The following is a 19,801-nucleotide window of genomic DNA, read 5'->3' on the forward strand; positions in this document are numbered from 1 at the left end:
GCTCACCGTGATGTAGCCGGGTCCATCGTGCTGCAAACGGCATCCGTCCAGCGGGCAACACCCCCGTCGAAGGGGGTGTCTTCGGCCACGCGCGCGTGCGAGCGTTTACCCGTTTTCTGGACACCCGGGGTTCACTGACCGACAATCACCAGCGTGACGTCGTCTTTCGAGGTGAACCCGTACCCCGCGCGGTTGTCCGACGCGGAGCGCGACAGGGCGCTGAAGGTGCTCCGTGACGGCGTCGCCATGGGCCGGCTGTCGCACGACACCTTCATCCGCCGCATGGAACTCGCGCTCGCCGCCCGCCGCTCCGACGAACTGGTCGCGCTCACCGCCGACCTGCCCAAGGAGAACCGCCTCTCCCGCGTGGTCTTCGGCTCCGTCGAGGCCGTCTCCGGGTTCACCGTGCGGCTGCGCCGGGCCTGGCAGGCCGAGCGGCTGCCCAAGCTGCTGCTGCCGCACCCCGGCACCGAACAGGCGCTGCGCATCGGCCGCGACCCCGTCAACGGGCTGCGGCTGACCCATGAGAGCGTCTCGCGGGTGCACGCCGAACTCACCCGCCAGGGCGGCATGTGGGTGCTGCGCGACCTCGGCTCCACCAACGGCACCACCGTCAACGGCCGCCGGGTCATCGGCGCGGCCGTCGTCCGCGAGGGCGACCAGGTCTCCTTCGGGAAGATCGTGTTCCGCCTCTCCGTGAACTGAACCGGGCAACCGCCGCCCCGCCCACCCGGACCCGGCTCGGCCGGCTTGCCCGGGTAACGGCGGATACGGCGGTGTTGACGTACCCCCGCGCCATGACTCAGGGTGCGTAGACCGGATACGCCCGGTGAAGCGACGGCGCCGTCATGGAGGTCTGCCCTGCCGCCACTCCTCCGCTACCCGACCGTGGACGAACTCGCGGCCCACGCCGCCGCGCTCGCCGCCCGCCACCCCCGGGACGCCAGGCTGCGCCGGGTCGGCGTCTCCCGGGCCGGCACCCCGCTGTGGCTGCTCTCCGTCGGCCGGGGCACCCGCCAGGTCCTCGTCGTCGCCGGACCGCACGCCAACGAGCCCGTGGGCGGCGCCACCGCCCTCAGACTGGCCGAACGGGCCCTCGCCGACCCCCGGCTCACCGAGGGCGCCGACGCCACCTGGAACCTGCTGCTCTGCCTCGACCCCGACGGCCTGCGCCGCAACGAGGGCTGGCTGACCGGTCCCTACAGCCTCGGCCGCCACTTCCGGCACTTCTTCCGGCCCGGCTTCCTGGAACAGCCCGAATGGCTGCCCGACGGGGCGGCCGCCGCCGCGCTTCCGGAGACCCGGGCGCTGCTCCGCCTCCAGGACGAACTGAAACCTTTCTTCCAGTGCTCGCTGCACGGCGTCGACGTCGGCGGCGGCTTCGTCGAACTCACCCGTGACCTGCCCGGCCTCGACCGCCGCATGGCGTACGCGGCCGCCCGGCTCGGCATCCCGCGCGAACTCGGCGCGTACGACACGCTCTACTGGCCGGTGCTGGGCCCCGCCGTCTACCGGATCCCGCCCCCGCGCCGGCGCGACCTGGCCGCCGCCATCACCGAGGCCGCCGTCGAGTCGACCTGGTACCACCCGCACCGGCACGGCACGGTCACCGCGGTCGTCGAGGCGCCCATGTGGGGCGTGGCCGCCGTCGAGGACGGCTCCCCGCCCGCCGACCGGGACGCGGCGCTGCGGGCCGTGAGCGGCGCCCTGCGCCACGACACCCGGGTGCTGGAGGACCTCCTCGCCCGGGTGCGGCCCCGGCTGCCCGCCACCCCCGAGGCCGACCGGCTGCTGGCGCCCGTCGACGACTACCTCCTGGTCTGCCCCGGGCTCGCCGACGCCTGGGACCCCGGCACCGCCGACCCCGGGCGCCCCCTTCCGCCGCTCAGCACCGCCCATCTGACCGCCCTGCGCATCGCCGGCCGGCGCATCGCCGTCCGCACCGCGGGCCTGCTGCACCAGCTCGTCACCGGCGCCGAGCACGACCCGGCGGGAGCCCTGCCGGAGCTGGACGCGCTCATCGACCGCTGGTGCGCCGCCTTCCGGGACGACTGCCAGGCCCGCTGGATCCCGGTCGCCCGCCAGGTGGAGTACCAGGCGCGGGTGGTGCTCGCGGCGTTCGAGCTGGCCGGGCGGCCCCCTCGGCCCACGCGTTCGGGTGAGCCGGACTGGGGAACCCAGGCCGCCGTGCCGATGCACCGGGAATGAGACACTCGCACTCCCTTCCCCCGGTACCCCTGCGGCGCGTCCTGCTGCCGGCCACGGCCGCCCTCCTCCTCGCCGCCGGTGCGGCTCCGGTACGGGCGGCCTCCCAGGACCCCCAGCCCGGCAACTGGCTCCAGCTCTCCGTCACCCGGGACACCGCCCCGTCCGACGACACCCGCGGCACCCTGCTGCTGTGCGGCCCGCCCCAGGGCCACCGGCGCGCCGCCGAGGCCTGCGACCAGCTCACCGCGGTGAACGGCGACCTGCACGCCCTCCCGGCCGCCCAGGACACCGTCTGCACCCTCGTCTACGCCCCGGTGACGGCCCACGCCAGCGGACAGTGGAACGGACGGGCCGTCGCGTACACCGAGACCTTCGCGAACGCCTGTGAGATGGGGGCCCGCACCGGCGCGGTGTTCGCCCTGGACGACGCCGGGGCCGCCGCACCCGGAGCCTGACCGCGGCAATGAAAAGGCCGTGAAAAAAGGGGGCGGCGCGGGAGGTGAGTGCCCTACGCCGCCCCCTCGCGCGCGTGCAGGGCCGCCGCGACCACCGTACGGCTCTGGTGCTCCACCTGGTGCTCGAGCGGCACCCAGCGGGCGCCGAAGCGCACGGCGAACGCGTCGCTCCACATCCCGACGAGCTGTTCCAGCCGCGGGGCGGCGTGGTCGTCGCTCTCCTGGAGCACCCGCCAGAGCATCGCCGCCGCCCTGAGCGGCAGCCGCCGGGCGAAGGCGTCCACACTGCCGACGTACGCCATCGTCGTGTCCGCGGGCGGGGTGTGGGTCCAGTCCGAGGCCAGGCCCGGCACCAGCTCCAGCCCCCACCGCGCCGCCCGCAGCAGCGGCCCGTCCACGCCCTCCAGACGCGGCAGCGCCTCGGTGAGCACCCGCTCCACCTCCCGCGCGTCCCGCAGCAGCCGCTCCGCGAGGCGCCGGATCGCCGCGGCCGGCGCGGGATGCGGCGCGGAGTCGTCCACCAGGTCGCTCGCCCACATCGGCACCTCCACCACCGCCGTCAGACCGCCGTAGCGATGGGCGTGGTACCACGTGCTGTGCCGGGCGTCGTCCGGCATGCTCGGGTACGCCGCGCCCGCGTCGGCGTCCGGCATCACCCGCACCCCCGGCCCGGAGACCGGCCAGCCCGCCGCGTCCGAGGCGCCCGTCTCGACGGGGATGTGCAACCGCGCCGCGGACTTCCCGAACGGCTCGGCGAGCCCCGGGATGTCCTTCGTCAGCTGCACCCAGCTGCCGCCCAGCTCGGTGCCGTGCAGGGTCACCTGGAGGTAGGGCCGCAGCTCGTCGATGACCCGGGTCAGCGCACGTGTCTCGGGCGGCAGCCGGTCGGGCGGCAGCACGGCGGGCGACCACTCCGGCTGCTCGGGCCCCGCCGGCCGGAAGAACCCCAGGTGGTACTCCAGCAGGCTGCGCGGCGCGGGTGTGACATGCAGACTCGCCCCGTCCGGGTCCGCGCAGAGCAGGAAGTGCCAGGACGTGCCGTTGCGCAACTCCCGTTCGTGCAGCACCCGTTCGGCCAGGGACAGCAGGGTGGAGCCACCGGTGGGCTCATTGGCATGGGCACCCGCGACGACCAGCACCGCCCGCCGGGCGCGCCCGACCGACAGCAGATGCAGCGGACGGCCCGCGCGGGAGAGCCCCACCTGGCGCAGGGCGCACAGTCCGGGATGCCGCGCGGTCAGGGCCCGGGCATGGGTCGTCAGTTCGGTCACCGTGGGGTAGCGCAGCACCGGCAGGAGACTCACCCCCGTCATGTCCGACCGGCTTCGCTCTCCGCAGTACCCCACGGACTCGGTGAACTGTCAAGAATGCCCAGGGGAGGCCCCGGGAGGCTCCGGGGGGCGCCCGGAGGCACGCGCCGCCGTGCACGGCGAACAGCCGCGGCCGCCCGGCTCAGTCCGCGCGCTCCAGCAGCGCCACCGGCAGCTCGGCGAAGAGTTCCGCCACGCGCGCGTGCCCCTCGAACTCCCGCCCCGGCGCCAGGACGTCGGCCCACCGCCCCGGCGGCAGCGGCAGCCGCGTCTCCCGCCAGCCGCCCTCCTCCGCCAGCCGCAGCGACAGCCGGGTCACGGCCGTGACCGTCTCACCCGAGCGCGCGAACGCCAGACAGTGCTCCCCGGCCGGCCCCTCGGCGGTCAACGGCTCGTACGCCGCCGCGGTCCCGAAGGCACCGGGCCGGCGCCTGCGCAGCCGCAGCGCGGCCCGGGTCACCATCGCCTTGGGACCGCCTTCCTCGGGCGGGAACCGCACGGGGCGCCGGTTGTCCGGATCCACCAGGGCGCGGCAGTCGTTCTCGGCGCCCTGGTAGACGTCCGGCACCCCCGGCATCGTCAGATGCACCAGGGCCGTGCCGAGCACATTGGCCCCGATGTGCGGCTGAAGCGCGCGGCGCAGCGCCGCCACCCGCTCCCCGGGCGCCCCGCACGGGCCCGCCGCGACGAACGCGGCCACCGCCTCCTCGTACGGCGGCTCCTGCTCGGTCCAGCTCGTGTACAGGCCCGCCTCGCGCACATGCTTCAGCAGCGCCTCCTGGACGCGCTCCGGGGCCGCCGGGCCGAGCCCGAACACCGTCTGCCAGGCCGCCCAGGCGAGCTGACCGTCCGGCACCTCCGCCTCCGCGCGCGTGACCTGCTCCAGGACCTCCGCCCAACGCTGCGGGCACTCGGTGAGCACGGCCAGCGCGGCCCGTACGTCGGCGCTGCGCTTGGTGTCGTGCGTGGACACGACCGTCCCGGTCGCCGGCCAGTCGCGCTGCACGCGCGCGCAGTACGCGTGGAACTCCGCCGGGGACACCCCGGGGCGGCCCGGCTCGCCGCCCACCTCGTTCGCCGCGAGCAGCGGGACGTACCGGTAGAACGCCGTGTCCTCCACGGACTTGGCGCGCAGCGCGGACGCCGTCTGCGCGAACCGGGCCCGGAACTCCGCGCGCAGCGGCCCCCGGCCGCCGAGCACCAGCGCCCGCACCGCGTCGACGGCGCCCGCCTCCTCCGCCACCGTGAACGCCCCCCGGGCCTCCTCGGCCGCCTGCTCGGTGACCACGGCGGCCGCGTCGCCCGAGACGTACGGCCGGTAGACCTCCATCCGGACCAGCAGCTCCTCCAGCGCCGTGCGCAGCGCCCAGGGCGCCCGGTCGCGCAGTACGGGATCCGGGGCGTCCGCGCAGATCCGGGAGGCGAGCCGGGTCAGCCGGTCCCGTTCGGCCGCCAGCTCGTGCGCCAGCACCCCGTACGCCGCCCGTCGCGCGGTCGCCGCCCAGTCGCCGCCCCGGTCCGTCTGCGGGGCCGCGAAGCGCCGGTACAGGCCCAGCAGCTCCCGGGCCCCCACGGGGTCCGTGAAGAGCCCGTCGACGCGGCGCAGGGCGTCGTAGCCGGTGGTGCCGGCGACCGGCCAGGACCGCGGCAGCCGCTCCCCGTCCGCGAGGATCTTCTCCACGACCGTCCAGCGGCCGCCGGTGGCCTCGTGCAGCCGCTCCAGATAGCCGTCGGGGTCGGCGAGCCCGTCCGGGTGGTCGATCCGCAGCCCGTCGAGGACGCCCTCGTGCAGCAGCCGCAGGACCGTGCCGTGGGTGGCCTCGAAGACCTCCGGATCCTCCACCCGCACCCCGATCAGCTCCGAGATGCTGAAGAACCGCCGGTAGTTCAGCTCGGTGCGGGCCAGCCGCCACCACACCGGCCGGTACCACTGGGCGTCCAGCAGCTGCGGCAGCGGCAGCTCCGCGGTGCCCTCGCGGAGCGGCAGGACGTGGTCGTAGTAGCGCAGCACCCCGCCGTCGACCCGCAGCCGCTCCAGCTCCGCGCCGACCGGGTGCCCGAGGACCGGGAGCAGCATCCGGCCGCCGCCCGCCTCCCAGTCGATGTCGAACCAGCGCGCGTACGGCGACCCGGGGCCCTCCCGCAGCACCTCCCACAGGGCGCGGTTGTGGCGCGGGACCATCGCCATGTGGTTCGGCACGATGTCCGCGACCAGCCCGAGCCCGTGCTCGCGCGCGGTGGCCGCCAGCGCCCGCAGCCCCTCCTCGCCGCCCAGCTCCTCGCGCACGCGCGCGTGGTCCACCACGTCATAGCCGTGCGGGGATCCCGGTACGGCCTCCAGGACCGGCGAGAGGTGCAGATGCGACACACCGAGCGAGGCCAGGTACGGCACGGCGGCCGCCGCGGCGGCGAACGGGAACGCGGGCTGGAGCTGGAGCCGGTAGGTGGCCGTGGGCGTGACGGGAGCGGGGCGCGCAGGGGTCATGGAGACCTACGTACCCGCCCCGCCCGCTTTCCTGTCACCGGGGTCGCCGGGGTCACCGGCCGGGCTCAGGCCGGCCGCTGCAGGACCGTCATGCTCCGGTCCGCCAGGGTCAGCCGCTCCCCGGCCTGCACCTTGCGGCCCGCGCCCGGCGCGACCGGCTCCGCCTCGGCGGTGTCCACGACCACCTGCCACTGCCGCCCGTGGTCGACCGGCACCACGAACTCCAGCTCCTTGGGCGAGGCGTTGAACAGCAGCAGGAACGAGTCGTCGGTGATCCGCTCCCCGCGCGGGCCCGGTTCCGAGATCGCGTTGCCGTTGAGGAACACCGACAGCGCCGAGGCCTGCGCCCGTTCCCAGTCCCGCTGGGTCATCTCCTCGCCCTCCGGGGTGAACCAGGCGATGTCCGACAGCTCGTCGTGGGTGCCCTCCACGGGCCGCCCGTGGAAGAAGCGCCGCCGCCGGAAGACGGGGTGCTCGCGGCGCAGCCGGGTGAGCGCGCGGGTGAAGTCCAGCAGCCCGCTGCCGTCCTCGGGCCAGTGCACCCACGCCAGCTCGCTGTCCTGGCAGTAGGCGTTGTTGTTGCCCCGCTGGGTCCGGCCGAACTCGTCCCCGTGGCTGATCATCGGCACGCCCTGGGAGAGCAGCAGCGTCGCGACGAAGTTGCGCATCTGCCGGGCCCGCAGCCCCCGCACGCGCGGGTCGTCGGTCTCGCCCTCCGCCCCGCAGTTCCAGGACCGGTTGTGGCTCTCGCCGTCCCGGTTGTCCTCTCCGTTGGCCTGGTTGTGCTTGTCGTTGTACGCCACCAGGTCGTGCAGGGTGAACCCGTCGTGGCAGGTCACGAAGTTGATCGAGGCCAGCGGACGGCGGCCGTCGTCCTGGTAGAGGTCGGAGGAGCCGGTCAGCCGGGAGGCGAACTCCGCGAGGGTGCGCTGCTCGCCCCGCCACAGATCGCGCACGGTGTCCCGGTACTTGCCGTTCCACTCCGTCCACAGCGGCGGGAAGTTTCCCACCTGGTAGCCGCCCTCGCCCACGTCCCAGGGCTCGGCGATCAGCTTCACCTGGGAGACGACCGGGTCCTGCTGCACCAGGTCGAAGAACGACGACAGCCGGTCCACCTCGTGGAACTGCCGGGCGAGCGTCGCCGCGAGGTCGAAGCGGAAGCCGTCCACATGCATCTCGGTCACCCAGTACCGCAGCGAGTCCATGATCATCTGGAGGACGTGCGGCGACCGCATGAGCAGCGAGTTCCCCGTGCCCGTCGTGTCCGTGTAGTAGCGGGCGTCCTCGGCCAGCCGGTAGTAGTTCTGGTTGTCGATGCCCCGGAAGGACAGCGTCGGGCCCAGGTGGTTGCCCTCGGCGGTGTGGTTGTAGACCACGTCGAGGATCACCTCGATCCCCGCCTCGTGCAGCGCCCGCACCGCCGACTTGAACTCCAGCACCTGCTGGCCCCGGTCGCCCCAGGAGGCGTAGGCGTTGTGCGGGGAGAAGAAACCGATCGTGTTGTAGCCCCAGTAGTTGTTCAGGCCCATGTCGACCAGCCGGTGGTCGTTGACGAACTGGTGCACCGGCATCAGCTCCAGCGCCGTCACCCCGAGCCCTGTCAGATGCTCGATCACCGCCGGGTGCGCGAGGCCCGCGTAGGTGCCGCGCAGCTCCTCCGGCAGCCCCGGATGGAGCATCGTCAGACCCTTCACATGGGCCTCGTAGATCAGTGTGCGGTGGTACTCGGTGCGCGGCGGCCGGTCGTCTCCCCAGTCGAAGTACGGGTTGACCACCACCGAGCTCATGGTGTGCGGCGCGGAGTCGAGGTCGTTGCGCTTCTCGGGGGAACCGAAGGGATACCCGTACACCTCCTCGCCCCAGCGGACCGCGCCGGCGACCGCCTTCGCGTACGGGTCGAGCAGCAGCTTCGCCGAGTTGCAGCGCAGGCCGCGCGCGGGGTCGTACGGACCGTGCACCCGGAAGCCGTACCGCTGGCCGGGCATCACGCCCGGCAGATACGCGTGCCGGACGAACGCGTCGCTCTCCCGCAGTTCCACCGCCGTCTCCGAGCCGTCGTCGTGCAGCAGACACAGCTCTACTCGGTCCGCGGCCTCGGTGAAGACCGCGAAATTCGTGCCGGCGCCGTCGTACGTGGCACCGAGGGGGTACGCCTCTCCAGGCCAGACCTGCATGAACCGACTCTTTCAGGTGTGCCGCCGAGCCGGGGGCGCCTTGGCGCCCGAGTCTCGCGGAAACTGATGGAACCGCCTTCGACTTACTGCCCTCTTACCTGTCGACCGGTGCATACGCCGGCATACGGCGTATGCCGCATTCAGTGGGGCAGACAGACGTACTCCCGGCAGCAGGGGGAGTAGGGGGCAATTGTGCGCACGACAGTGCGCCGCCACCTGGGCAAGGTGGTGGCGGGTACGGCCATCGCAGTGGCTTCGACAGCCGTGATGGTCGCGATCACCCTGCCGGGCACGGCGGGGGCGGACGACAAGACAGGCGGCGGGACCGGGCAGGGCACCGGGCAGGCGGCGGCCGCGGGCGACAGCGGCGCGGTGCCGCCGGGCGTCGTCCAGGCCGCGCCGGACGAGGGCGAGAAGGGCAAGGGCAGCGACCCGCTCACGGACGACGAGATGAAGCGGGCCGAGCAGGTCGCGCTCAGCCGGCAGGCGTTCAACGCCGCACAGAACGTCGAGGGCGGGCGCGGCCCGCAGCGCCTCGGCGTGGAGCTCGCCGAGCCCGACGCCGACGAACTCGACGACCCGGACGCGCCCCGGCGCGCCGACGTCACGTTCTACGACTACAAGACCGACACGGTCGTCACCAGGACCGTCAACCTCGACACCGGCAAGGTGGAGAACACCGGCACCCAGCGCGGCGTCCAGCCGCCGCTGAGCGCCGACGAGCAGAACGAGGCGGCGCGGGTGCTCATCGCCGACCCGCTCGGCGCCGGCCTGAAGGCCGACTACAAGGACGCCACCGGCAAGGAGCTCACCTCCCCGGACCAGCTGGAGCTCTCCAGCATGATCTACCACTCGGTGCCGGGCGCCCAGCCGGCCGCACTCGACACATGCGGCGAGCACCGCTGCGTACGGCTGCTGCCGAAGGTGAAGAACGGTCCCTGGATCGACGCCCGGTCCCTGGTGATCGACCTCAGCGCCGGCAAGGTCACCAAGCTCAACGGCTGACACGGCCCGCATCTCCACCTTTCCCACCCGTCACCTCCTGTCAGGGAGTCATGTCCTCATGCGCGTCACCAGAATGAGCCGTACCCAGAAGGGGGCGGCCTTCGGCCTGTCCCTGGCCGCGCTGGCCGCCGGCGCGACCGCCGGGGCCGGTCCCGCCGTCGCCCAGCCGAAGGCCGCCCCCGCGGCGGCGGCAGCCGCCGACTGCAGCGCCGCCTACCGCATCGAACAGAAGCTCTCCACCGGCACCACCTGGCGCATGTGCTGGCGCTACGAGGCCAAGTCCGGGCTCGTCCTGGAGAAGGTCTCCTACCAGCCGCCCGGCGAGCCCAAGCCGATCCGGGTCCTCAACAGCGCCAAGATCGCCCAGATCCATGTGCCCTACGACGACGGCAAGAACGAGTACAACGACGTCACCGACTACAACTTCGGCTCCGGGCTGGTCAATCTGAAGCCCGCCGAGTGCCCCGGCGGCACCATCAAGACCATCAAGGTCCCGGAGACCGCCCCGGCCGACTCGAACGTCAAGGGCATGTGCACCACGACCCGTTCGCGCGGCCACGCCTACCGCATGCAGGCCGACAACAACAAGGTCTACCAGGCCCAGGGCAAGGACCTGCTGATCTACACGGTCAACAAGGTCGGCTGGTACGAGTACATGACCGAGTGGCGCTTCTCCGACGACGGCACCGTCAACATGAACGTCGGCGCCACCGGCAGCCTCTCGCCCTTCGACTACGACGCCGGTGACGGCCGCGGCTGGCCGATAGGCAAGGGCGCCCAGGCCAAGGCCACCAGCCACAGCCACAACGTCTTCTGGCGGCTGGACTTCGGCCTCGACGGCTCCTCCGCCAACAAGATCGAGCAGTACGACTCGAAGGTCAGCGCACCCGCGAGCGGCCAGCAGGGCCCGACCAACAAGACCACCCGCACGGCCGTCACCAAGGAACTCGCGGGCGACGCCAAGAACATGCGCTGGTGGCGCGTGGTCAGCGCCACCGGCAAGAACAAGGACGGGCACGCGCGCAGCTACGAACTCGTCCCCGGCGCCACCACCAAGTACTCGGGACGCGGCTTCACCCAGCACGACGTCTACTTCACCGAGTACAACAAGTGCGAGAAGTATGCCAGCAACAACCCCCTCAACTGCGGTACGGGACACCCGAAGACCGTCGACAAGTGGGTGAACGGGCAGACCCTCAAGCACCCCGTGGTCTGGGTGAACGTGGGCTTCCACCACATCGCCCGCGACGAGGACCAGCAGCCCATGCCGGTCCACTGGCAGGGCTTCTCCATCGCCCCCCGGGACGTCACGGCCATGAATCCGCTCACACCGTCCGCGCTCAAGGACGAGAACGGCATCCCCCGTAACGGCGGTTGAGAAACGACCTGCCCATCCGGCTGCACCGCCGACCGGTCCCGGAGTACCCTTCCTTGATCGTTGAGACGGGGAGAGCTCGGGGGAGCGGAAGGCGGTGCTTGGGTGGGCTCGGGAGGGCTGGAGCTGCCCCCTGGTGACGAGGGTCACGAGGGGAACTCCACAGACGTCCCGCCCGGAACGGTGTCCCTGGCCCGGCCGATGGAGACCAACGCCATCGGCCCGGAGCTGGACTGGGACGCCGACGCCTGGCGCGAGGTGCGCACCCGCGCCCAGCGGGCCGGCCGGGCCTACATATGGCTGAACCTCGTCGAACAGCGGCTGCGCGCCGTGGTGGCCGCCGTGCTGCGGCCCATCTACGAACCCGTCCACGGCGACGAGTGGGTGGTCGCCGCGGCGGGCCCCGCCGGCCAGGAATGGGTGCAGCGGGCCGTCGCGGTCCGTGAAGTCAGCCGGCGCAAGGGCTACTTGCTCGACCCGGCCGACGACAATGTCATCTCCTTCCTGACGTTGCCGCAGCTGCGCGAGCTGATGGTCCAGCACTGGCCGTGCTTCGAGCCCTACCTCGACGACCGGCGGGACGTCGAACTCGCCCTGGACGAGCTGGAGGTGACCCGCAATGTCGTCTCCCGCAACCGGGCGCTCTCCGAGGCGGTCCTGGGCCAGGCCGAGCGGGCCTCGGCGCGGCTCCTGGAGATGCTCGGCACCGGCGGCGACGTGCCGTCCGCACGCCGGCTGCCCGTGGACGCGGTCGAGGACCTCGTCGGCGACCGGTACGCGGACGTGGTGGCCGTCCACCCCGACCGGGTCCGGCTGCTGCGGCAGTTCCCCGCCGAGGACATCTTCGACGGCTCACGCCGTATCGACGGCATCGGTATCGGCCTCAACCTGCTGGTGCAGAACTTCTCCGGCCGCCGTCTGGTCCGGCTCGCCGAGGAGGGGGCCCGCATCCGGCTGCTCTTCCTCAACCCGGCCTCCAGCGCGGTCAAGCGCCGCGAACGCGAACTCGGGATGAAACGGGGCGAACTCAGCCGCTCGGTGGAGATGAACATCCTCCATATGCGGCGCGTCCGCTCCCGGCTGCGCGACCCGGGCGCCTTCCAGATCCAGGTGTACGACGAGACGCCCCGCTTCACCGCCTACCTCGTGGACGGCGACGGCACCGACGGCGTCGCGGTCGTCCAGTCCTATCTGCGGCGCATGCGCGGCATGGAGGCACCGGTGCTGGTGCTGCGCGGCGGCAACCGGGTGGTCAAGCCGGGCGAGAGGGACGAAGGGGGCCTTTTCGCGGCATACCGCGAGGAGTTCGAACTGGCCTGGGCGGATTCACGGCCTGTGTCCTGAATCGTCCGACGGTCCGGGGCGGAAAGCGGAACGCGGTCCTCTGATTGTCAGTGCCCCGTGCGAAGGTGGAGACCACTGGGGGAAGCACCACCAAGAAGGGGGGCCACCATGGCCTGGTACCGGGAGCTGCTCGTCGGCTTCGACCTGGAGACGACCGGGACGGATCCGCGCGAGGCGCGCATCGTCACGGGCGCCGTGATCGAGGTCAGGGACGGACTGGTCCTCGGGCGCCGGGAATGGCTGGCGGACCCGGGAGTGGAGATCCCGGCGGACGCCGTCGCGGTGCACGGGATCAGCAATGAGCGGGCCGCCGCCGAGGGCAGCCCCGCCGACCGCGTCGCGGACGCCCTCGCCGAGGTGTTGACGGGATACTGGCGCACCGGCGTCCCGGTCGTCGCCTACAACGCCGCCTTCGACCTGACCCTGCTCTCCGCCGAACTGCGCCGCCATCACCTGCCCTCGCTCCAGGACCGCCTGGGCGGCCGGGAGCCGGCGCCGGTCGTCGACCCGTACACCATCGACCGCTGGGCCGACCGCTACCGCCGTGGCAAGCGCAACCTCGAAGCGGTCTGCGCGGAGTACGGCGTCACGCTCGACTCCGCCCACGACGCCTCCGCGGACGCCCTCGCCGCCGCCCGGCTGGCCTGCGCGATAGCCGTCCGCCACCCCAAGGTCGGCGCCCTCGGCCCGGCGGAGCTGCATCGCCGCCAGATCGAGTGGTATGCCGAATGGGCGGCGGACTTCCAGAACTTCCTGCGCCGCAAGGGCGAGACGGACGCGGTGGTGGACGGGGCCTGGCCGCTGCGGGAGCCGGCGGACAGCCCCGCCGGCTAGGCCCTGTCGCCGCTCAGAAGGCGTACCAGCGCACCGCCGCGTCCCCGTCCCGCAGTGACGCCACCCTGCGCTCGAACTCCGTCAGCGCCTTGGGGTTGGCGGGCGCGTGCTGGGCGACCCAGGCGCAGCTCGCCGTCTCCCGGGCGCCGCGCAGCACCGCACAGCCCTCCCACTCCCGTACGTCCCAGCCGTAGGCCCCGGTGAAGGCGTCGTAGGCGTCGGCGGGCAGGCCGTAGCGGTCGCGGGAGAGGGCCATCACCACGAGATCGTGCTCCCGCAGATCCGCCGAGACGGTCTCCAGGTCGACCAGGACCGGGCCGTCGGGGCCGATGTGCACATTGCGCGGCAGCGCGTCGCCGTGGATCGGGCCCGGCGGCAGGTGGGGGACCAGTGCGGCGGCGGCCGCCGCGAAGCCGTCACGGCGCTCGCGCAGATACGCCGCGTCCGCCGGGTCGATCGCGTCACCGGCGAGCCGCAGCCAGCGCTCCACCCCCGACAGCAGATCCCGGGCCGGCAGACCGAAGGAGGGGGTGGGCAGGGCGTGCACCAAACACAACAGTTCGGCCAGATCCCGTGGCTCGGCGGGGCGTACGGCATCGGGCAGCCGGTGCCACACCGTCACCGGATGCCCCTCCACCAGCAGTGGCTCCGCCCCGGCCGCCCGTACGGCGGGGACGCCGGCCTCCGCCAGCCAGGCGGCGATGTCCAGCTCGCGCCGCGCCCGGTCCAGGAGTTCGGCGTCCCGGCCCACCTTCACCACCAGGTCACCGGCGGCGAACACCGCGTTCTCCCCCAGGGCGAGGAGCCGCGCGTTCCGCGCCGGACCGGGCAGCACCCCCGCCCCGGCCAGTACGTCCCGCGCCCTTGCCTCGTCCATCGTCCGCCTCCGTGTCCTCGGTCGATCCCGGCCAGTCTCGCATTCCCACAGGTGAGGCCCTTGAGGAGATGCCGGACCTCGTCATGGTCGTCGGGCAGGGGTGGGTGACCGGAACGAACAGCGAGCGTGAGGGGGGGGTGGGGGCGGCAGCGGTGAAGAGGGCCGGCGGAGTGGGACCGAGCCAGGAGGGGCCGGCCACGGCGACGCCGGTGATCGCCGTACCGCAGGCCGTGGACCGGTTCGGCAAGCGGACATGCTGACCGGGCTCGGGGCGCACGGCGGCTGGACACGGAGGCGGCGACCGCCGAGGCGCTGCGGGAGGCCGCCCTCGCGCTCGTCGACGACCCCGAGGTCGCCCGCCGCCTCACGAGGGTTCGGGCGGAGACGGCCGGGGAGGGCGGCACCCGGCGGGCGGCCGACCTCATCGAGGCCGAACTGCCCGCCCGGCGCCGGTGGTCCGCACGGACACGCGAGGAGGGCCCGTCGGTTCCCCTGGGCGACGCCGGTGATCGCCGTACCGCAGGCCGTGGACCGGTTCGGCAAGCGGACATGCTGACCGGGCTCGGGGGCGCACGGCGGCTGGACACGGAGGCGGCGACCGCCGAGGCGCTGCGGGAGGCCGCCCTCGCGCTCGTCGACGACCCCGAGGTCGCCCGCCGCCTCACGAGGGTTCGGGCGGAGACGGCCGGGGAGGGCGGCACCCGGCGGGCGGCCGACCTCATCGAGGCCGAACTGCCCGCCCGGCGCCGGTGGTCCGCACGGACACGCGAGGAGGGCCCGTCGGTTCCCCTGTGACCGACGGGCCCCCGGTTCGTGAAGCCGGGATCAGACGGGCAGCCGCTCGCCCTCGTCGTCGCGTGCGGCCCCGCCCACGACGGCCTCCGGCGACTCGTCGTGCGTCATGTCCGGCAGCCAGCCCAGCCAGCCGGGCAGGTACCAGTTGCGCTCACCGAGCAGCGCCATCACCGCCGGGAGCAGCACACCCCGGATGATCGTCGCGTCGATCAGCACGGCCGCCGCGAGGCCCACACCCATCTGCTTCATGGACTGCATGGACAGCGTCCCGAAGATCGCGAACACGGCGACCATGATGACGGCGGCGCTGGTGACGACACCCGCCGTGGTGACGACACCGTGCTGGATGGCCTCGTTGGTGCTCCGGCCCCGCATCCGCGCCTCACGGATCCGCGACACCACGAAGACGTGGTAGTCCATCGACAGACCGAACAGGATCACGAAGAGGAACAGCGGCAGCCAGGTGATGATCGCGCCGACGCCCTCCGCGCCCACCAGCGAGGCACCCCAGCCGTGCTGGAAGACGGCGACCAGGATGCCGTATGCGGCCCCCACCGACAGCAGGTTGAGCACGATCGAGGTGATCGCGACCGTCAGCGAGCGGAACGACAGCAGCATCAGCAGGAAGGCGAAGACCACCACGAAGGCGAAGACCGGGACGACCGAGCCGACCAACTGGTCGTTGAAGTCCTGGTTGCCCGCGACCTGACCGGTGATCGGCGCCTGCACCCCGTCGACCTTGCCCAGCGTGGCCGGCCGCACCTCGTCGCGCAGGGTGTCCAGGCTCGCGCCCGCCTTGTCCTGGTCGGAGCCGCCGACCAGCGGGACGTAGACGAAGGCGACGTTCTGCGCGTCGTGCAGCTTGATCTCGACCGGGCCGCGCGAGGCACCCGAGGAGACCGCCTGCTCCTTGAACCGCGCGAGCGCGTCCTTCACCTGGGAGGAGTTGATGTCGTCCGCCTTGACGACGACCGTGGCCGGCTCGGAACCGCCCGGGAAGGCCTCGTTGACCCGGTTGTACGTCTGCACGATCGGCAGCGAGTCGCCGAACTCCTGGTCCAGGGTGAGGTTCTGCGTCTTCATGCCGAGCGCCGGAGCGGTGACGGCCAGCAGCGCGCCGGCCGCGACCACCACGGCGACGACGGGCTTGGCGAGCACCCCCTTGAGGACGGCCGACCAGAACCGGCTGCCCTCGTTGACCGTGGTCGCGCGGCGCCGCTTCAGGAACGGCAGACGGCCCTTCTCCACCCGCTCGCCGAGCAGCGACAGCAGCGCGGGCAGCACGGTCACCGAACCGACCATCGCGACCGCCACCACCATCAGCGAGGCCAGGCCCATCGCCTCGAACCCGGCGAGCCCGGTGAACAGCATGCCCGCCATCGCCACGCACACGGTGACCCCGGAGACGATCACGGCCCGGCCGCTGGTCGCCGCCGCGATCCTGAGCGCGGTCCCCGCGTCCCGCCCCGCGGCCCGCTCCTCGCGCTCCCGGCGCAGATAGAACAGGCAGTAGTCGACCCCCACGGCCAGACCCACCAGCAGCATCACCGAGCTGGCGGTGTCGTCCATCGGCTGGACGTGGCTGACGATCGCCATCAGACCGGTCGTCGCCATGATCGCGGTGAGCGCCAGCGCCACCGGCAGCAGCGCGGCCACCAGTGCGCCGAACGCGATCAGCAGAATGCCCAGCGCCACCGGCACCGCCGAGTACTCGGCCTGCTGGAAGTCGTCGCCGAACGCGTCGTCGAACGTCTTCATCATGCTGGCGCCGCCGATCTCCTCGATCCGCAGCGAGGAGTGCTCCTTCTGCACCCCGGCGACCGCCTTCAGCACCGGCTCGACCCGCTCGCCGGCGGTGTCGGAGTCACCGCGCATGTCGAACTGCACGAGCGCGCTGCGCCCGTCCTTCGAGATCGTGTCCGTGTCGTACGGCGAGGTCACGTCGGTGACCCTGCCGGTCCCCTCGACGGCCGTGACGACCGCGGCGACCGCGGAGCGGAACTCGGCGTCGGTGGCCTTGAGCGACCCGTCCTTCGCCTGGACGAGCACGGTCTCGCCGGCCGGCTCCTCGATGCCCGCGTCCTCGATGATCCGGGCCGCGGTGTGGGTCTCGCCCTTCAGCTGGTCGCTGTCCTTGACCTCGACCGTGCCCATCGCGGACCCGATGCCCATGGCCAGGACGACGAAGAGCACCCAGATGCCGACGGCGGCCCATCGGTGGCGTGCGCTCCAGCCGCCGGCCCGGGCCGCCAGGCCCCGTACCCGCGTATCTCCATGTGCCATGACGGGCCTGCCCCCTCGTGAGCGGTGGCAGCCCCCTGCCGCCACCTTTCGATTCGAAGGTATGGGCCGGATAAAGCCTTCTCGTCGTGCTGTCCGGTGAAGTGCGGGCCACCGGGGTCCTCCCCTCGGAGCGGGGCGGCTCACCGCAGGGGAGGAGGTGGCCCCCTACATCTATCTTGTGATCTAGGGGACGGGAACCAGGGTTCGGCTCCGCCGCCACCGCCCCCGGACCCTAGGGTGAGGGGCATGACGACGACGTACGCGGCCCTGTTGCGCGGGATCAACGTGGGCGGAGCCAGAAAGCTCCCGATGGCCGACCTCCGCGCCCTCATGCAAGGGCTCGCATACGGCGACGTCCGCACCTATCTCCAGAGCGGCCAGGCGGTCTTCTCCTCGGCCCACGGCGACGAGGAGAGCCTCGCCGCCGAACTGGCCGCGGCGATCGCGGAGGAGTTCGGCTTCGACGTCGACGTGCTCGTCCGCGACCACGCGTACCTGAAGACGATCGCCGAGGCCTGCCCGTTCCCGGCCGCCGGCCTTCAGCCCAAGCAGCTCCACGTCACCTACTTCTCCGCACCCGTCGGCGCCGAGCGCTTCGCGGAGATCGACCGGGCCGCCCACCTCCCGGAGGAGTTCCGCCTCGGCGACCGCGCGCTGTACCTGTACGCCCCCGACGGCCTCGGCCGATCCAAGCTCGGGGAGATGCTGTCCAGGCCCCGCTTCACCAAGGGGCTGGTGGCGACGACCCGGAACTGGAACACGGTGGTGAAGCTGGTGGAGCTGACGGAATCGTGACCCGACCGGTCAGGTGATCGTACGGACGTACGACCGCGCCACCGTCTGTGCGAGGCTCGTCCCATGCGCTACATCATCATCGGGGCAGGGGCGGTCGGCGGCACCGTCGGCGGACGGCTGGCGGAGGCCGGACAGGAGGTCGTCCTGGTCGCCCGGGGCGCCCACGCGGCGGCGCTGAAGGAGGGCGGGCTGCGGCTGAGGGTGCCGCAGGGCGAGCTGACGCAGCGGCTGCCCGTCGTCGGCGGACCGCGGGAACTGGGCGTGCTGCGCGCCGACGACGTCCTCGTCCTCGCCGTGAAGACCCAGGACAGCGAGGCGGCCCTCGGTACCTGGGGCCCGGCCCCGGTCGAGGGCGGCGGCACGGCCGCCGAGCGGCTGCCGCTGGTCTGCGCGCAGAACGGGGTCGAGAGCCAGCGCCTGGCCCTGCGCCGCTTCCGGCAGGTGTACGGCGTCTGCGTCTGGCTGCCCTCCACCCATGTCGAGCCCGGCGTCGTCTCCGCCGCCGGCAGCCCGCTCACCGGCATCCTCCACCTCGGCCGCCACCCGCACGGCACCGACGACACGGCCCGCCGGATCGCCGCCGACCTGGAGAAGGCGCACTTCGAGGCACCGGTCGTCGAGGACGTGGCCCGCTGGCAGTACGCCAAGCTGCTGTCCAACCTGGGCAACGCGCTGGAGGCGGTGACCGGCGGCCTGGTCGGCGACCCGCGGGCCGAGGCGTTGTTCGCCCGGGTCCGGGCGGAGGGCGCGGCCGTGCTCGACGCGGCGGGCATCGCGCATGCGAGCCCCGGGGAACAGCGGGCCGTGCGCGGCGACAAGGTCACCCTCGTCCCCCTCGACGGAGTCCCGCGCGGCGGCGGCTCCTCCTGGCAGTCCCTGAGCCGGGGCGCCGGCACCATCGAGGCCGACTACCTCAACGGCGAGATCGTCCTCCTCGGCCGGCTGCACGGCGTACCGACCCCGCTGAACGAACTCCTCCAGCGGCTGGCGAACGAATTCGCGCGGGAGCGGAAGGCACCGGGGGCGCTGCCGGTGGAGGAGCTGGTACGCCTGGCCGACACCGTCAGCGGCTGAGCGGCGCCGCGCGCCGGTTCCCCCTACGCCCCGTGGCGGCGACCGCTCAGGCCCCGACCGCCGTGAGCGCCGGCATCCGTGCCGCGTCGTACCGCTCCAGCAGCAGCCGCGCCACCTCGGGCGCCGGGCCCAGGACCTCGGCCAGGACGTCCGCGCCGGCCGCGCCGCGGGCGATGCGGTCGGGGAGGAAGCCGGGCGCCAGGACGTACGGCGCGACGGCGACGCGTGCGCAGCCCAGCTCGCGCAGGGCGCGCACCGCGTCCTCGGTGCGCGGCAGGGATGCGGAGGCGAACGCAGGCCGCACGGCGCACCAACCGGTGTGCCGCCACTCCCGCGCGATTGCTGCGATCACTGCGATCGCCTCCGGGTCCGTGGACCCCGCCGAGGCCAGCACGACCCCGGTCGAGGACCGGTCGGCGGGCGTCAGGCCCGCCTCGTACAGCCGTCGGTCCAGCGCCCGCAGCAGCAGCGGCGACGGGCCGAGCACCTCGGCCTGCCGGATCCGCAGCTGCGGCGGCGCGTTCCTGAGGACCGCGGGGATGTCGGCCTTCGCGTGGAACGCGCGGGTGAGCAGCAGCGGGAGGGCGACGACGTCCCGTACGCCCTCGGCCGCCAGGGACTCCAGCACCCCGTGCACGGAAGGGAGGGTGAAGTCCAGGAAGCCGGTCTCCACGCGCAGCCCCGGCCGCAGCGACCGTACCCGCCGCACGAGGGCGTGCACGGTCGCGGCGTGCCGCGGATCGCGGCTGCCGTGGGCGATGACGAGGAGGACCGGCCCGGTGCCCAT

Annotated in this window: 15 protein-coding genes and 2 pseudogenes; 11 read left to right on the top strand and 6 right to left on the bottom strand. The window is 73.1% G+C overall.

All coding sequences use genetic code 11. The features are described from left to right. Nucleotides 1-153: 153 nt before the first annotated feature. The 3 genes from AQJ64_RS01600 to AQJ64_RS01610 all read left to right on the top strand — a co-directional run bounded on the left by AQJ64_RS01600 (nt 154) and on the right by AQJ64_RS01610 (nt 2,663). On the top strand, nt 154-705 hold the full coding sequence (locus AQJ64_RS01600) for an FHA domain-containing protein (protein ID WP_055635161.1): 552 nt from the start codon (nt 154-156) through the stop codon (nt 703-705). Between the two features lie 183 nt (nt 706-888). Continuing rightward, complete coding sequence (locus AQJ64_RS01605; protein ID WP_055635160.1) at nt 889-2,208, top strand: M14 family zinc carboxypeptidase; 1,320 nt, start codon at nt 889-891, stop codon at nt 2,206-2,208. Next, on the top strand, nt 2,205-2,663 hold the full coding sequence (locus tag AQJ64_RS01610; protein ID WP_079061410.1) for an SSI family serine proteinase inhibitor: 459 nt from the start codon (nt 2,205-2,207) through the stop codon (nt 2,661-2,663). Before AQJ64_RS01605 ends, AQJ64_RS01610 begins: the two co-directional genes overlap by 4 nt. 53 nt (nt 2,664-2,716) lie before the next feature. On the opposite strand, the gene AQJ64_RS01615 is transcribed toward AQJ64_RS01610, so the two are convergent. From AQJ64_RS01615 to glgX, 3 genes are all read right to left on the bottom strand, one after another. Beyond that, entirely contained in the window at nt 2,717-3,967 is a 1,251-nt protein-coding gene (locus AQJ64_RS01615; protein WP_055635165.1) for a M14 family zinc carboxypeptidase, read from the bottom strand. 148 nt (nt 3,968-4,115) lie between these two features. Further along, a complete protein-coding gene (gene treY, locus AQJ64_RS01620) occupies nt 4,116-6,458 on the bottom strand; it encodes a malto-oligosyltrehalose synthase (protein WP_055635159.1) in 2,343 nt (780 codons plus the stop codon). Nucleotides 6,459-6,523: 65 nt separating this feature from the next. After that, a complete protein-coding gene (glgX, locus tag AQJ64_RS01625) occupies nt 6,524-8,632 on the bottom strand; it encodes a glycogen debranching protein GlgX (RefSeq protein ID WP_055635158.1) in 2,109 nt (702 codons plus the stop codon). A 192-nt stretch (nt 8,633-8,824) separates the two neighbouring features. Here glgX and AQJ64_RS01630 point away from each other — a divergent pair, with 192 nt between their 5' ends. The 4 genes from AQJ64_RS01630 (at nt 8,825) to AQJ64_RS01645 (ending at nt 13,190) form a co-directional block, all read left to right on the top strand. Continuing rightward, nucleotides 8,825-9,637 carry a hypothetical protein gene (locus AQJ64_RS01630; protein ID WP_055635157.1) on the top strand — a complete coding sequence of 271 codons (813 nt, stop codon included), beginning with the start codon at nt 8,825-8,827 and terminating at the stop codon, nt 9,635-9,637. A gap of 58 nt (nt 9,638-9,695) precedes the next feature. Further along, nucleotides 9,696-11,015 (top strand): copper amine oxidase, encoded by a 1,320-nt coding sequence (locus tag AQJ64_RS01635; RefSeq protein ID WP_055635156.1) that lies wholly within the window; start codon nt 9,696-9,698, stop codon nt 11,013-11,015. Between the two features lie 102 nt (nt 11,016-11,117). After that, entirely contained in the window at nt 11,118-12,356 is a 1,239-nt protein-coding gene (locus tag AQJ64_RS01640; RefSeq protein ID WP_055635155.1) for an SAV2148 family HEPN domain-containing protein, read from the top strand. A gap of 108 nt (nt 12,357-12,464) precedes the next feature. Beyond that, entirely contained in the window at nt 12,465-13,190 is a 726-nt protein-coding gene (locus AQJ64_RS01645; RefSeq protein ID WP_055635154.1) for a 3'-5' exonuclease, read from the top strand. 13 nt (nt 13,191-13,203) lie between these two features. Here the strand turns inward: AQJ64_RS01645 and AQJ64_RS01650 are convergent, their stop codons facing one another. Then, entirely contained in the window at nt 13,204-14,067 is an 864-nt protein-coding gene (locus AQJ64_RS01650) for a phosphotransferase enzyme family protein (protein ID WP_055635153.1), read from the bottom strand. A 167-nt stretch (nt 14,068-14,234) separates the two neighbouring features. On the opposite strand from AQJ64_RS01650, the pseudogene AQJ64_RS50440 reads away from it, so the two are divergent. After that, nucleotides 14,235-14,517, top strand: a pseudogene (locus tag AQJ64_RS50440) (glycosyl transferase); the annotation flags it as partial. Nucleotides 14,518-14,563: 46 nt separating this feature from the next. Continuing rightward, a pseudogene (locus AQJ64_RS01660) lies at nt 14,564-14,862 on the top strand (hypothetical protein); the annotation flags it as partial. Between the two features lie 30 nt (nt 14,863-14,892). Here AQJ64_RS01660 and AQJ64_RS01665 read toward each other — a convergent pair. Then, nucleotides 14,893-17,145 carry an MMPL family transporter gene (locus AQJ64_RS01665; protein ID WP_055637390.1) on the bottom strand — a complete coding sequence of 751 codons (2,253 nt, stop codon included), beginning with the start codon at nt 17,143-17,145 and terminating at the stop codon, nt 14,893-14,895. Between the two features lie 246 nt (nt 17,146-17,391). Between AQJ64_RS01665 and AQJ64_RS01670 the strand changes: the two genes are divergently transcribed. Both AQJ64_RS01670 and AQJ64_RS01675 read left to right on the top strand, forming a co-directional pair. Continuing rightward, nucleotides 17,392-17,940 carry a DUF1697 domain-containing protein gene (locus AQJ64_RS01670; RefSeq protein WP_055637391.1) on the top strand — a complete coding sequence of 183 codons (549 nt, stop codon included), beginning with the start codon at nt 17,392-17,394 and terminating at the stop codon, nt 17,938-17,940. Between the two features lie 63 nt (nt 17,941-18,003). Next, complete coding sequence (locus AQJ64_RS01675; RefSeq protein WP_055637392.1) at nt 18,004-19,014, top strand: ketopantoate reductase family protein; 1,011 nt, start codon at nt 18,004-18,006, stop codon at nt 19,012-19,014. Between the two features lie 46 nt (nt 19,015-19,060). Here the strand turns inward: AQJ64_RS01675 and AQJ64_RS01680 are convergent, their stop codons facing one another. Next, nucleotides 19,061-19,801 (bottom strand): sirohydrochlorin chelatase, encoded by a 741-nt coding sequence (locus tag AQJ64_RS01680; RefSeq protein WP_055637393.1) that lies wholly within the window; start codon nt 19,799-19,801, stop codon nt 19,061-19,063.

Origin of the sequence: Streptomyces griseoruber, from assembly GCF_001514205.1 — a bacterium.
Taxonomy (GTDB): domain Bacteria; phylum Actinomycetota; class Actinomycetes; order Streptomycetales; family Streptomycetaceae; genus Streptomyces; species Streptomyces griseoruber.